Source organism: Candidatus Accumulibacter sp. ACC007, assembly GCF_907163205.1.
GTDB classification, from domain to species: domain Bacteria; phylum Pseudomonadota; class Gammaproteobacteria; order Burkholderiales; family Rhodocyclaceae; genus Accumulibacter; species Accumulibacter regalis.
This window is the reverse complement of record NZ_CAJQUD010000003.1, coordinates 40305-54979: the sequence shown is the minus strand read 5'-3', so window position 1 is coordinate 54979 and position 14675 is coordinate 40305. Positions and strand designations below refer to the sequence as shown.

Annotated in this window: 10 protein-coding genes; 1 reads left to right on the top strand and 9 read right to left on the bottom strand. The window is 66.4% G+C overall.

Annotation, left to right across the window (positions count from 1 at the left end):
* Window positions 1-144: 144 nt before the first annotated feature.
* Complete coding sequence (locus QZ634_RS10935) at window positions 145-963, top strand: PEP-CTERM sorting domain-containing protein (RefSeq protein ID WP_291988296.1); 819 nt, start codon at window positions 145-147, stop codon at window positions 961-963.
* Window positions 964-973: 10 nt separating this feature from the next.
* Here QZ634_RS10935 and QZ634_RS10930 read toward each other — a convergent pair whose 3' ends face one another.
* From QZ634_RS10930 to QZ634_RS10890, 9 genes are all read right to left on the bottom strand, one after another.
* Window positions 974-2473, bottom strand: coding sequence for an NADH-quinone oxidoreductase subunit M (locus QZ634_RS10930; RefSeq protein WP_291988294.1), 1500 nt, complete (start codon window positions 2471-2473; stop codon window positions 974-976).
* Window positions 2466-3974 (bottom strand): NADH-quinone oxidoreductase subunit M, encoded by a 1509-nt coding sequence (locus QZ634_RS10925; RefSeq protein ID WP_291988292.1) that lies wholly within the window; start codon window positions 3972-3974, stop codon window positions 2466-2468. The genes QZ634_RS10930 and QZ634_RS10925 overlap by 8 nt, the downstream gene beginning before the upstream one ends.
* Window positions 3971-5515 (bottom strand): proton-conducting transporter membrane subunit, encoded by a 1545-nt coding sequence (locus QZ634_RS10920; protein WP_291988290.1) that lies wholly within the window; start codon window positions 5513-5515, stop codon window positions 3971-3973. Before QZ634_RS10920 ends, QZ634_RS10925 begins: the two co-directional genes overlap by 4 nt.
* Complete coding sequence (locus QZ634_RS10915; RefSeq protein WP_291988287.1) at window positions 5512-8787, bottom strand: DUF2309 domain-containing protein; 3276 nt, start codon at window positions 8785-8787, stop codon at window positions 5512-5514. Before QZ634_RS10915 ends, QZ634_RS10920 begins: the two co-directional genes overlap by 4 nt.
* Before the next feature lie 7 nt (window positions 8788-8794).
* Window positions 8795-10267, bottom strand: coding sequence for an NADH-quinone oxidoreductase subunit M (locus QZ634_RS10910; protein WP_291988717.1), 1473 nt, complete (start codon window positions 10265-10267; stop codon window positions 8795-8797).
* 201 nt (window positions 10268-10468) lie between these two features.
* Entirely contained in the window at window positions 10469-10990 is a 522-nt protein-coding gene (locus QZ634_RS10905) for a formate hydrogenlyase (protein ID WP_291988285.1), read from the bottom strand.
* A complete protein-coding gene (locus QZ634_RS10900) occupies window positions 10990-12552 on the bottom strand; it encodes an NADH-quinone oxidoreductase subunit C (RefSeq protein ID WP_291988283.1) in 1563 nt (520 codons plus the stop codon). The genes QZ634_RS10905 and QZ634_RS10900 overlap by 1 nt, the downstream gene beginning before the upstream one ends.
* A gap of 4 nt (window positions 12553-12556) precedes the next feature.
* Entirely contained in the window at window positions 12557-14014 is a 1458-nt protein-coding gene (locus QZ634_RS10895) for a hydrogenase 4 subunit F (protein ID WP_291988281.1), read from the bottom strand.
* Window position 14015: 1 nt separating this feature from the next.
* A complete protein-coding gene (locus QZ634_RS10890; RefSeq protein ID WP_291988279.1) occupies window positions 14016-14675 on the bottom strand; it encodes a formate hydrogenlyase in 660 nt (219 codons plus the stop codon).

Genomic DNA, 14675 nt, shown 5'->3' with positions numbered 1-14675 from the left:
GATGGGCGCGGCTCTTCGTTTTTGCCAAGGCATTGATTTGTTGAGAACGGGACGCATTAGCACGAATATTGCTTCCCCCTACGAGCCGTAATCGGTGCGCGAAGTCCCGTTGGTTCAATGACCCCTATCAGCAGGAGAGAAGCCATGAGAATATCAAGAATAGTGTTTGGCGCGGCGCTGGCGTGCGCCGCAGCGGGCGTGCACGCCGTACCAATCGTTTTGTCGGCGGCAGGACCCAACGCGGCAGCGATCCAGGCCACGGTGGACGCTTTTCGTGCCTCGCTCGGCGCACTGAATCCCAATGTCGTCGGCTCCTTCGGTAGCGGGCGGCGCGAAATCAACTGGGATGGCGTGCCCAACGCCTTTTCCGCGCCGAACAACCTGCCGGGCAACTTCTTCAACGCCAACAGCCCGCGCGGGGTCGAACTGTCGACGCCGGGCACCGGCTTGCAGGTCAGCGCCAACGCCGGCGTGGCGCCGGTCGAGTTTGGCAACATCGACGCGACCTACCCGGATCTCTTTGCACCCTTCAGCGCACAAAGGCTATTCACCGCGCTCGGCAGCAACATCACCGACGTCCGTTTCTTCACCCCCGGCTCGGCGAACGCCTCTCTGACCAACGGCTTCGGCGTGGTCTTCTCGGATGTCGATCTGGCCAGTACCACGGCCATCGAGTTCTTCGATGCCACCGACCAGTCGCTCGGGAATTTCTTCGTTCCCCAGGCGCTGGGCAACGAGACATTCTCTTTCCTCGGCGTTCGCTTCAGCGAGGGCAGCGTCATTTCGCGAGCGCGCATCACCAGTGGCAACCAGGTGCTCGCACCGGGCAACACGCTAACCGATCTGGTGGTGATGGACGACTTCATCTACGGCGAACCGATTCCCGAGCCGTCGACGCTCTTGCTGCTGATGCTGGCGATGGCGGCGGCGCTTGATGTCCGCGCCCGGCGTTCACTGAGCTAAGGGCTCGCCGCTACAAACCGGCGAGCGCTGCTACCCAGGCTTCGGCCGTCGGCCGCAGCAGTTCCAGAATCGGCATCGGATAGACGCCGACGGCCAGAATCAGCAGCGCGGGTATCAGCAGAACGGCTTTCTCCCGCGCCAGCAGGTCTTCCCCGGCTGCAATATCCGCGTTGCGCAGCGGCCCGAGGAAGGCGCGCCGGAACGGCGCCAGGAAAGCTGCGGCTGCGAGCACCGTTCCGAACAGCGCCGCCAGGCCGGCGCCGGTATGGCTGTGCAAGGCGGCGACGATGATCAGCAGTTCGCCGGGGAAGCCGCTGGTTCCCGGCAGACCGATTCCGGCCAGGCCGAAGAGCAGGAAGAAGCCGGAGAGCAGCGGCATGCTGCGCATCACGCCGCCCAGCTGCGCGATGTCGGTCGAGCCGCTGCGGCGTTGCAGGAAGGCGAGGACCAGAAAGCCGCCGCCGGCGGCGACGCTGAAATTGAGCAGTTGCAGGAGCGCGCCCTGCAGCGCCGACGCCGAAAAAGTCGCCAGCGCAAGGACCACCAGTCCGACGTGCGACAGGCTCGCATAGGCCAGTACGCCACGCAGATTGCTGTGCGCCATGGCCGCCACGCCGCCGTAGAGGATGGCCAGCGTTCCGCAACCGGCAAGCAGCCAGTGCAGATCGCGCGCGGCGATCGGCGCCAATGGAATGGCCAGGCGGATCAGGCCGTAGGCGCCGAGCTTCAGGCCGACGATCAGCGCCGTCACCGCTGCCGGCGCGCCCATGGCCAGCGCGGGCAGCCAGGCGTGCAGCGGCACCAGCGGCACCTTGGCGGCAAAGCCGATGAACAGGAGCAGGAAGACTGCGTACTGCGCGGCAACCGGCAGAGGCGTTGCCAGCAGCGTCGGCAGATCGAACACCAGGGCGCCGGCGATCGCGGCATGGCCGAAGCTCAGCGCCAGCAGGCCGAAGAGCAGCGGCACGCCGCTGGCCAGCATGACCAGGAAATAGCGCACGGCGGCGGCCTGCCGGCCGGCGCCACCGCCCCACAGGCTGGTCAGGAAGTACAGCGGCAAGAGCGTGAACTCCCAGCAGAAGAAGAACAGGATCGTGTCCAGCGCGCAGAAGACGCCGAGCGTCGCCGCCTCCAGCAAGAGCAGCAAGGCGAAGTACAGGCCGGGGGAAAGCGGTGCATCCGCGGCGCGAATCCGCCAGCCGGCGAGCACCGCGCCGCCGAACAGCAAGGCCGTCGCCGGCAGGAAAAGCAGCGAAATTCCATCGACGCCGACCAGGTAGCCGACGTTCAGCCCGACGATCCAGTTCGCCGAGTCGATCAGCTGGAAGTCGCTCTTTTGGCCATCGAAAGCGGCGACGACGAGCAGCGATGCGAGCAGCGTCAGCAGTGCAGCAGACAGCGCGATCCACTGTGCCCACGGCGCACGCCGGAGCAGCGCCGTCGCCAGCGCGCCGCCAAGCGGCAGCGCCAGCAGCACGCTCAGGAGGGGGAAGGAGGCCAGTTCAGTCATGGGGGAAATGGGCGGCGAGCGCCTGCGTCGCGGAATCGGTCAGTTGCAGCCAGGGCTCGGGATAAAAGCCGGCGACCAGCAGCACGAGCAGCGCGGTGCCGCCGACCGCGTACTCCATGAAGCGGGTGCGTGCGATTCTGCTCGCCGGCAGATCCTTCGGCCGCGCTGCCAGAAACGCGCGCTGAAATGCCCAGAGCAGGAAGCCGGCGGCGGCGACGTTGCCCAGTGCCGTGGCGATCGTCGGCAATGCGCCGAAGGTCTCGATCGACGCTTCCAGGACCAGGTGCACGGCGTCGAAGCCCGGCGTCCCCGGCATGCCGAGCAGCGCCAGACCGCCGATCAGGAAGGCAATGGCGATGAAGGGAACGCGGTCGAAGAGGCCCCCGAGACTATCGAGCCGGGTGGTCCCGGCACGGCGGTAGACGTAGCCGATCATCAACAGCATGACGGTGATCGCCAGCCCGAAGTTGACCGCCAGCAGCAGCGCGCCCTGCACACCGGCCGGGTGCAGGGTGAATAGGCCGATGACGATCAGGCTGGTGTGGCTGACGACGGCGAAGGCCATCAGCCGGCGCAGGTTCGCTTGCCGGAAAGCGAGCACCGCGGCGTAGAAGACGCCGACCATGGCGAAGGCGACGACATACGGTTGCCAGAGGACTACCGCCTCGGCGGTCAGGGGCAGCAGAAAGCGGGCCATGCCGTAGATGCCGACTTTGACGCCGAGCAGGAGCACCGGGCCGACGGCGATCAGTCCGTAGCCGGCCGAATTGGGCAACCAGCCGTGCAGAGGAAAGAGCGGCGTGCGGATGGCCAGGCCGTAGAAGAGCAGATAGAAAGCCGCCGACTGGTACTTGCCGATCTGGGGTGTCGCCAGCAGGTCGAAGAGATCGAAGCTCCAGCGTCCGCTGACCAGAGCGTTGGCATCGGCATGGCTCCAGACAAGGACCACGGCGCCTGCGACGAACAGGCACCAGCCGAAGAACTGATACTGCAGGAAGCGCGACAGCGCCAGCTTCTCCTCGCTTGCCGACGCCCAGCGCCAGAGCAGGTAGCCGATCAGCGCCAGCTGCAGCGCCGAGGCGGCAGCAAACCAGAGCAGGTTCATCGTCGTCAGCATGCTCATCAGGGCCGCCTCGATGAGCAGCAGCACAGCGAGCAGGTGCACCGGCGTGACCTGCTGGCGCGCCATGCCGTAGAAGGCGAGCAGGACGCCGAGCAGCGCCGTGAGCAGGATGAAGAGCACGCTGATGCCGTCGGCGGCGGCATGGTAGGCGAGCAGGTCGAGCCTTTCGGCAAACTGCATGACGCTGTCCGAGACCTCGATGCGCGCGTAGAGATCGAGCGCAACGATCAGTTCGGCGACCGCAAACAGGCGGCCGATGGCGACCGCCAGACGAGCCTTGCGCAGGATCAGCAGCAACAGCGTGCCGAGCAGCGGCAGCAGTTGCAGCGTCGCCAGCAGAGGGTAGCCGGCCAGTGTCGCCCAGTGCACTTCGTTCATAGAATCACCACCAGTGTCGCCATCACCATCAGCATCAGGTAGCGTGGTTGTTCGAGCAGCAACTCGATGGCGTCGGCGTAGCGGCCGATACGGCGCAGCGGTTTCATCATCGCATCGTCGCCGCTGAGCAGCAGTCGGTTCTCGATACGCTGCAGCCATTCGGCAAAGGCGAACAGGGCGCGACCGGCGAAACCGTGGCCGCGAACCAGCGCGTCCGTGGCCGCGACGCCTGCGGCGACGTCCTGGTCGCCGCGCGGCGTGCCCAGCAGCGGGTCGATGACCTGCTCGTCAAGCGCGCGCACGTCACGGCCCAGCGCCAGCGTCGGGCGGGTCAGCAGAGTGCTCGCCAGTGGCTCTATCCAGAAACGCTGCAGGGCAGCGGTGTACAGCCAGCGCTGCCGGGCCAGCCAGCGCGGCACCGGGTGCGCCGGGCGCCGGACCAGCTGCATGTAGGTCGGCGCGAGCAGAAACTGGTAGGCCCGCCAGGCGGCGTGCAGACCCGAGTAGCCAGCGGCCAGCCCGAACAGGCCGAGGCCGCAGAGCATGAACATCAGACCGACCTGGGTCACCGTCGAGAAGATCAACGCCGACTTGACGTCGCTCTGCACCAGCGCACAGAGGCCACCGTACAAGGCCGTGGCCAACCCGACGACGACCAGCAGCGCCATCATGTCGGGTACCTGCAGCAGCAATTCCTGCAGGCGACAGAGCAGGAAGACGCCGGCGTGCACCATCAGCGAGCCATAGAACACCGCCGACGACGGCGTGGGCCCTTCGAGGGCGCGCGCGATCCACGGTGTGAACGGCAGTTGCGCCGACTTGACCAGCGCCGCGAGCACGAAACCGGACGCCAGCAGGCGTGCGCTGAGCGCGCTCATGGTGCCGTCGCCGGCCAGCCCGGCCCACTCGACGCTATCCACCGACCACACGGCGAGGCCGATGCCGAGCAGGAAACCGGCATCGCCGACGCGGTTGGCGACGAAGACGAAGAGCGCGTTGCCGGTCGCCACCGGCCGCTCCCAGGCGTAGGCGATGAGCAGCCAAGAGCTGATTCCCGCCAGCTCCCAGCCGACGAAGGCGAGCACCGCGTTGCCGGAAAGGACGATCAGCAGCATGCCGGCGAGGAACAGGCACATGCCGAGGAAGAAGCGCTGGAAGCCCTTCTCGCGGTGCAGATAGGTCGCCGAAAAACGCAGCGCGATGCAGGCGATCAGCGTCACCAGCGTCGCCGCCGGCAGACCGTAAGCGTCGAGCGCGAACGACAGTCCGACCGGCGTCAGGCCGATCGCCAGCCATTCGCCGGCGCGCAGCGTGTCCGGCACGCCGTTGAGCAGTGCCGCCAGGTCGAAGAGCAGGAGCAGAATCAGCGCGCCGAGCGCGGCTGCGCTGGCCAGACCGGCGGTGAACGGTTCTTGCCGGTCGCCGTGCTCTCGGCAGAAGAGCATGCGCATGGCGATCACCGCCGCAGCCAGTAGCGGCAACAGCGGCACCAGCCAGACCAGAGGTGTCGCTTCCGCGAGCAGGGTTGCGAGCGCGTTCATGCCGCCTCCAGTGGCTGCCGCAGCAGGGCGGGCGGCAGTGCTTCACGGCGGCCGGCGAAGCAGTCGAGCGAGCGCTCGACTTCGGCGATGCGCGGTGTCGCTTCATCGGCCGGGTCCGCGTGCCATGCCAACCAACCGCTGGCCGGATCGAAGAGGTGAATCGCTCCGGTCTGCGGGTGCTTGGCGGCCAGAACGACCCAGCCGTTGCCGATCAGCTCCTGCAGCGGCGCCTGCCGCTGGTAGATCGCGGTGAGCAGTTCGGTGGTTTGCTCGACGACGACCAGCAGCCGCATCGGTTCGTGGATTTCGATCATCTGCAACGGCAGGCCGGTGCGCAGGTCCGAACCGGTGCCCTGCATGACGGCAAACAGGCCGGCCAGGTTGTGCATCACCTTGCTGCCGCAGCCGAAGCCTTCGTTATCCACCGTCGAGAAGTAGTACTCGAGATTGATGCCGGCACCGACCGGGCCGGCGGCGAGCAGCGTCGCTTCGAGGATTCGGCCCTCGACGTCGGGCAGCGGATCGTAGGAGATGAGGAAGACGCGGCGATCGAAGAAGGCGCGGCGGCTCATCGTCCGGCGCCCGATGAACGCCGTGGCGACGGTCGCATGCCCGAGTTCCGGTCGTGCCTGCGCGATATCCTGGCAGCGGTCGGCGAGATGTCGCCGCGCCTGGACTGGCGACGGAGCGCGCGGCGCCGACGCAAAGCGGCGGCAGCGTTCGACGGCGTGCAGGCTGGTCGCCCGCGCACAATCGCGGCGCATGGCCGCGAAAGCGTCCTGGTGGCTGGCCGGCAGACGTTCGAGGTCGTACCAGACGTAGCTCTCGTCGCAGGTATTGTGCTCGGCACCGACGAAGTAGGTTGTCTCCGGGATGTGCAGGCCCTGTTCGGCGAGGCAGGTGCGAATTGCCGGGCGGTTGGCCAGCGCGGCAAAGACGCGCGCATTCGGCCCGCCGTGTCGGCCGGAGCACGCGCCGCAGTCGTAGGCGGCCAGATGCGAGTTGTTGCGGCTGTCGGAGCCGTGGCCGACGATCAGCACCAGTGGCGCAAAATGCTGGGTCAGACCGATGCTGCGCAGGAAGCCGCCGACGCGCGCGACCTGTTCTTCCTCGCTGAAGCCGAGACGAGGTTCCTCGGCGTTGGCGGCGCGAGTGGCCTCACTGGCTTCGGCAGTCAGGTGCAGCGTACCCGCCAGGGGCTGGTCGAAGGCGTCGCGGCGGCGGGCGAGCAACGCGCCGAAGCGCCCCGGGGCGAGTGTTCTGGCGAGCAGGGCGAGCAAGGCCACAGGGCCGGCGGCGGCGGTCAGCAGCGCTGCTTGCAGCCAGCCACGCCGGCTGCCCTGATGCAGGCGCTCACGCCAGGCGAGGCGCAGGCGACGACGCCGCTGGTGCTTTTCCAGAGCGCCTTCGCTGCCGCTCGGTACTTCTTCGCGGATGGCGTTCGTCGGCCGCACGACGATCGGGCACAAGGCCGTCGGCGCCTCGTCGTCGAGGCCCTGCCAGAGCATCGGCACACCAAAGAAACCGGCGGCGCCGAAGGTTTCGAAAGCCGGATTGACTTCTTCCAGGTGGCGACGCGAACCTTCCTCGCGGTCGTCCATGCAAAAGACGAACTGCGCTTCCGCCCTGCCGGCGAGCGCCGCTGCGCGGCCGTGATTGGCGGCCAGCGCGGCGAGAACCTGCTGCCGATAGTGGCGTTCGTAGGCCAGCAGCCAGACCTCGCCGCGCTGGTCGCGGCTCAGGGAAGCGGCGCAGTCGAGCAAGGCCTGCGCGCCTGGCGCAGCGATGTCGCGCAGTTGTCGCCCGCCCAGGCCGAGGCCCTGGGCGAGAACGAAAAGCGGCCAGGCGGCCAGTGCCGTCCGCTCGTCGTCTGACGGCGCTGGGTCGTGCGCTTCAGCCGCGGCGGACCGGCCAGGCCTGGCAAGGCGGGTGGAAAATTCCTGCCAGTCGCCGAGCGTGCTGGCCGACGGCGACGCCAGACAGGGGGCCACCGCTTCGAGCAGGTCTTCGCTCAGTTCCTGCCGGCCGAAAGCATGGCGCACCGACAGCTCGTCGGGATGGGCGACGAAGTAGCGGCCCAGTTCGGCGACGCTGAGCGGCAGACTCCAGATCCTGCCCATCAACTGCTCGGCGTACAGCCGTTCAAGAACCAGGCGAACGGCGACGAAATCAGCCAGCGAGACCGGCGCTTCGCCGGCGCGCGGGTGCGCTTCGCGCCAGCAGCACATGCCGGCCCAGCCCGGCAGTTCGAGCACCAGGCGCCGCAGGTAGGCGGCCCAGTTGGCTGCATCGACACCGAGGCGCACGAGTTCGCCAATGATGACCGACAGCGGGTCGTCGGGCAGCTGCGCGATGTCCTGCCGTGCGCCGACGAACTCGTCGAGCTCCCAGGTCCAGTCGCTGGCGGCGCTCAGCCGCCACGCGGCAAGGAAGCCCTGCGCGAGCGCGGCGTTCCGCCAGCCGGCAAGGCCCAGGTCGAGGTGCGCACCGAGATGGCGAATCAGATTGGCCTGCAGTGTTTCGCGTGCATCTTCGCCGCTCAGGTGGGCGAGCAGGGCGAGCAGCGTCCAGCGCTCGCCGAGGCCTGCAATCAGCTCCTGCCAAAGTCTCCTGGCGGCTTCCGATGAGGGCATCTCGTTCTTCGCCCCGGGCCAGTTCGGCCACTCGCCAGCGGCCTCGCTGGCGGCCGTCGGCGCCATCTCCGACGATGCCTGCAGGGCACGTGCCGCGGCCCACAGATCGGCCACCGCCGCCGGCTCGTCGAAGGCTTCAACGCTGGCGGCGGCGCGCAGGGCCTGCCGCGCAGCCGGGTCGAGATCGATCTGCCAGCGCGCGAACGCGTCCCTTTCCTCCGCTTGCCAGCGTATCTGCGCCGCCGAAAGCTTGCCCGGCGCACGGCGTAGCGCCGCCTGCAGGACCTCGCCGCGGCGCAGCTCGCGTGCGCCTGTGGCGAGAAGCAGTTCATCGGCGCGCGCTGCCGGCAGTTGGCGCAGGGCGGCGTCGAGGTCGCTCGCGGTCACCCGTCCCTGTCGGTAGAGCTGGCGGCAGCGCTCCTCGTCGAGCCAGGTGTTGGCGCCGGTCAGGCGTGAAGCTTCGCTGAATGCTTCGGCAAAGGGCAGATGCTGAAAGGCGTGCAGGGTGTTGTGATGGACAAAGTCGCGCAGCGGGGCCTGCGCCGGCAACAGGTGTTCGAGATGTGCCAGGCAGGTCCTGATGCGCGTCAGCGGGTCAATCGTCGTCGCCTGGGGATCGGCAGGCGTAGTCGTAGTCATCACGCGTTCAGCCGGCGAACTGCTGCGCCAGTCGGGCGACCGACGAGGACATCAGGCCGAGCAGCGGTGCCGGGTAGAAGCCGATGCTGACGATGGCTGCGCTCAGTACGCCGGCGGTTGCCGTTTCGCTGCGGTTGAGGTCGGCAAAGGTCGCGACGCCCGGCGCAGCCCCGGCGAAAGGCCGTTCCGGACCGGTCGATAGCCGGCGAATGGCGCGCAGGGCGTAGGCGGCCGAGATCAGCACGCCAATCGACAGAATTGCCAGCCAGCCGCCCCAGCGGCCGTAGGCACCGATCAGCACCTGCAGCTCGGCGATGAAACCAGCGCTTCCCGGCAGGCCGACCGACGCCAGCAGGGTCAGAGTGATGAACACCGCAAAGCGCGGCGCCGTCCGGTTGAGCGAACCGTAGGCGGCGAGGTCGCGCTGGTGCGTGCGCTCGTAGAGCAGGCCGATGAGCATGAACAGCAGCCCCGCCGCCAGTCCGTGCGCAACCATCTGCGTCATCGCGCCGTTCAGCCCGGCCTCGTTGAGCGCGGCGATGCCGAGCAGCACGACGCCCATGTGCGAGATCGACGAGTAGGCGATCATTGCCTTGAGATCGGTCTGCCGCCAGGCGAGGACCGCGCCGTAGATCAGGCTGACGAGCGCCAGCAGCGCCAGCCAGTCCTGCAGCGCGAGCACCGCTCCCGGTAGCGTCCAGGCGGCGCGGATCAGGCCGTAGGCGCCCATCTTGAGCAGGATTCCGGAGAGCAGGACCGAGATCGGGCTCGGTGCCTCGACGTGCGCCAGCGGTAGCCAGCCGTGCAGCGGAACGATCGGCATCTTGACGCCAAAACCGAGCAATAGCCCGAGGAAGACCAGAATCTGCGTCTTCTGCGGCAATTGCGCACTGCCTGCGGCCATATCGTCCATGGCGAAACTGTGCCCAGGGGCGACGTCGTAGAGCAGCAGCAGCGCGATGAGCATGAACACCGAGCCGCCGAGGGTATACAGGACGAAGTTGAGCGCCGCCCGGTGACGATTGGCCCCGCCCAGGCGGTCGATGAGGAAGAACAAGGGGATAAGCGTCAGTTCCCAGAAGACGTAGAACAGCGACCAGTCGCGCGCGGCAAAAACGACCAGCATCGACGTCTCGAGGCCCAGGATCAGCGAGAAATAGAGTTTTGCGCCGTTGCGCACGGCGGTGGATGTGACAATCGCGACGAAGCACAAGACCGTCGCCAGCAGCAGCATCGGCAGCGAAATCCCGTCGACGCCGAGCGCCAGGCTCGACCCGACGCGGGGGTTCCACGGGCGCGTCTCGAAAAACTGAATATCACCGCTGGCCGGGTCGAAATTGAGCAGCAGGACGCCGGCGCAGAGCATCGTCGCTGCGGCGACGATGCTCGCTACGTGGCGCAGCAGGTCGACCTTGCGACGCGGCAGCAGCAGTAGCAGACCGGCCCCAAGGAGTGGCAGCAGCAACAGCGCTTTCAGCATCGACACGCAGCGGCGCCGTGTGACGCGGCCGCTCCCCCCGGAATCGTTCTCCCCATGGGGCACGATTATGCCATCATCGACGTGAATTACCGTCCGGTCAGCGCTCCCTGCCACGCCGTGAAGCGCCGTACGAGCTTGCCCGGCGGCGTTGGCAGCGCATAGCTGGGGTTCGGGAATCGCCGACAGACGGCGGCGGAGCCTCTATTCTGGCGAGATTCGAGATCGCACCGCGGTCAGGATCCCGCGCAGGATTTCGAGTGGCGGCGGCGGGCAACCGGGCACCGCGACATCGACCGGAATGACATTGGCCACGCGCCCGCAGCTGGCGTAGCTTTCGCCAAAAATGCCGCCGTCACAACCGCAATCGCCGACGGCAACGACCAGCTTGGGGTCCGGAGCGGCGTCGTAGGTGCGGCGCAGGGCCAGCTCCATATGTCGTGAAACGGGTCCGGTCACCAGCAGCATGTCGGCATGGCGCGGGCTGGCGACGAACCTGATGCCGAGTCCTTCGATGTTGTAGTAGGGGTTGTTGAGGGCGTTGATTTCCAGCTCGCAGCCGTTGCAAGAACCGGCATCAACCTGGCGAATGCTCAGCGCCTGGCCGAGAATGTCGAGGAGTTCGCGCTGAATGCGCTCGGCGCCGACGCGCAGGGAATCACTGGGCTCGGGCGGCGCTTCGCTGCGGATGCCGGTTCTTGCGATCTGTTTGAGAATGCGCCACATCAGAGGTCGTGTCCCGAGTAGCTGAGGTTGAAGGATTTGTTGATCAGCGGAAAGTCGGGAACGATGTCCCCCATGACTGCGTGTTCGAGTACCGGCCAGTTCTGCCACGAGGGATCGTGGCAGTGACAGCGGCGGATACGGTTGGCGCCTTGCTCTCCGTCGTATTCGAGGGCGACGAAGACCTCGCCGCGCCAGCCTTCGACCCAGCCGGCGCCGAACGCAAGCTTGCTTGGCAGCCGCAGTTCGCTGCGCGTCCGACCGTCGGGAAGCCGCGAAAGCAGCAGGCGAATCAGCCGCAGCGATTCAAGCAGTTCGTCGAAACGCACGCTGACGCGGGCGGCGACGTCGCCGCCGCGCTGCGTCGCGATCTTTACTTCGAGCTGGTCGTAGGGAATCCAGGGTCGGTCGCAGCGCAGGTCGGCGGCCTGGCCGCTGGCGCGCCCCGCCAGGCCGGTGAGGCCCAGTCGCGCGGCCAGTTCCGGCGACACCCGGCCGGTGGTCAGGAAGCGGTCTTGCAGGCCGGCGTGCTCGTCGTAAATCTGGCGCAGTTCCTGCATTTCACGCTCTATTCGGTCGCACTGGTCGGCCAAGCTGGCGGCAGTCGCTTGATCGACATCCGCTGCCACGCCACCTGGAACGACAACATCCATCATCAGGCGGTGACCAAAAGCGTCCTTGGAGAGGCGAAGCCAGTCTTCCCTGAGCCTCGAGAACTGGGCCAGCCCGAAGGCGAATGCCGCATCGTTGCCGAGCGCCCCGAGGTCGCCGAGGTGGTTGGCCACCCGTTCGCGTTCGAGCAGCAGTGCTCGTAGCCAGCTGGCGCGCTCGCCAATCTGGCAGCCCGCCAGCGATTCCAGCGCCATGCAGTAGGCCCACGCGTAGGCCACCGTCGAATCCCCGGAAACGCGTCCTGCCAGCCGATGCGCCTGGAGTGGGGGCAGCTCGGTGAAACGCTTTTCGATTCCCTTGTGGGTGTAGCCCAGCCGTTGCTCCAGGCGCTGCACCTTCTCGCCGACGACCGAAAAACGGAAGTGCCCCGGTTCGATGATTCCCGCATGTACCGGTCCGACCGGGATCTCATGCACGCCGTCTCCTCCGACGCGAACGAAGGCATAGTCGGTCACTGCTCTCGGCGCGGCAGCAGCTTTCTGCGTCCCTTCCCGACGCAGCGGCAAATGATCCTCAGGCCAGGCGCCGTGGTTCAACCATGGCCGTCGATCGGTTGCGCCTTCAGCAGTGGCGCCGACCAGATCGGCGGTCGCCCGCTGCATGCGGCCCGCACAAGGAAAAAAAGGCACCAGGTCAGGATAGGTCGCAGCCCGCTCGGCAAGTGGCAAATCGAGCCATAGCAGACCTTCAGGAACGGCATAGGCCGCCGAGATCACCAGACCGCCCGACGCGCCGTGCGTGCGATCGGACGCCCAGAGAGTGAGTAGCCGTCCGCCGCTCCCGGACACCGCCCGGGCGACCACCTGCCAGGTTTCGCTGCGCACCGTAGCGCGCCAGATCGGTAGCGGGGCCGGCAGGCGTTCGCAATCGAGGCCGAACCCGGAAATCTTCATCGCCTCAACCCCCAATCATCGCCGCCGCCTGACGATACCAGTCGTGCAGGTATGGCGGGATATACAGGCCGAGCATCAAGCCCAGACCAAGATGCGCGAACACTGGGAACAGTGCTGGCGTGTGGCCTAGCGTCTTCTTGAGCGAGGTTTCGCCGAAGACCATCGGCTGGACCCGGCTGAAGACGGCGGCGAAAGCGACGCCGAGGGCCAGCAGCAGGAATGGCGTAGCCCAGGAGTGGTCGCGCATGGCCGTGGTGAGAATCAGGAATTCGCTGGCGAAGACCCCGAATGGTGGCATGCCGAGAATCGCCAGCGAGCCGAGCATCATCCCCCAGGCGAGCCGAGGACTGACCTTGATCAGGCCGCGGATGTCGGCCATGTTCTGCGTTCCGGCCTTCTGCGTGGCATGCCCGACGGCAAAGAAAATTGCCGACTTGATCAGCGAATGCACCGTCATGTGCAGCAAGCCGGCATAGTTGGCGATCGCGCCGCCCATGCCGAAAGCGAAGGTGATCAGCCCCATGTGCTCGATCGACGAGTAGGCAAACATGCGCTTGACGTCCTTCTGCCGAGACAGGAAGAACGCCGCCACGACCACCGACAGCAGACCGAAGCCCATCATCAGCTCGCCGGCGAGCTGGTTGCCCAGGGCCCCGTCGGTAAGCACCTTGCAGCGCAAAAGGGCATACACCGCGACATTCAACAGCAGGCCCGACAGCACCGCAGAAACCGGCGTCGGCCCCTCCGCGTGTGCATCCGGTAGCCAATTGTGCATCGGCACCAGGCCAACCTTGGTACCGTAGCCGATGAAGAGGAAAGCGAAAGCCAGGGTGATGATGGTCGGATCGAGCTGTGTCTTGACCGCGTCGAGATTGGTCCACAACAATGCACCAGTCTCGGTGCCGATCACCTTTTCCGCCGCCATGTACAGCAATACCGTACCGAACAGGGCCTGGGCGATGCCGACGCCGCAGAGAATGAAGTATTTCCACGCGGCTTCGAGACTGGCCGCTGTCCGGTACACGCTGACCAGCAGCACGGTGGTCAGCGTCGCCGCCTCCATGGCCACCCACAGGATGCCCATGTTGTTGGTGGTCAGCGCCAGCAACATGGTGAAAGTGAACAATTGATACATGCTGTGGTAGAGGCGCTGCCGCTGCGGCGTCATTTTGCCGTGGTCCTGCTCGATGCGCATGTAAGGCCGCGAGAAGATGGCCGTGGTCAGACCGACAAAGCTGGTCAGGGTGACCAGAAAGACGTTCAGCGGGTCAATGAAGAACTCGTGCTTCCAGACCAGCTGCGGCCCACCCGAGACAATCTCAGCGGTCAGTACGCAGGTGGCGATGAAGGTTGCGAGGCTGAAAGCGACATTGATTTCGCGCGCGCTGCCGCGCTGCCCGGTAAACGCCAGAACCAGGCTGCCAAGCAGGGGAATGCCGAGGACGTAGAACAGCGTTGCCACGTCAGTCCTCCTTGAGCTTTTCGAGGTGGCTGATGTCGAGGCTGTCGAACTGCTCGCGAATCTGGAACATGAAGACGCCGAGAATCAGAATGCCGACCAGCACGTCGAGAGCGATGCCAAGTTCAACGACCATCGGCATGCCGTAGGTGGCCGACGTGGCGGCGAAGAACAGCCCGTTTTCCATCGACAGGAAGCCGATCACCTGTGGCACGGCCTTGGCACGGGTAATCATCATCAGGAACGAGAGCAAGACGCAGGCGAGCGCAATTCCGAGCGTGCCGCGGGCGATACTGGTCGACAGCTTGGAGATTGGCAGCGCCAGGTCGAAGGCGAAAATGACGAGCACGATGCCAATGATCATCGTCGTCGGGATGTTGATCAGCGTTTCGATATCCCAGCGTACGTTGAGGCGATTGATCACCCGATGCAGCAACAAGGGAATCAGGATGACCTTGACCACCAGGGTGATGCCGGCCGACAGGTAGAGGTGCGGCTGATCGGTCGCGTAGCCGACCACCAGCGTCGCCGCGACCAGCGTCGCACCCTGCGCGGTGAACAGGTGAATCAGCGACAGAATTCGCCGCTGCGAGATCATCGCAAAGGCGAGGATCAGCAGCGTTGACGCCAGCAGATTGATCAGTTGGGCGACGAATTCACTCAT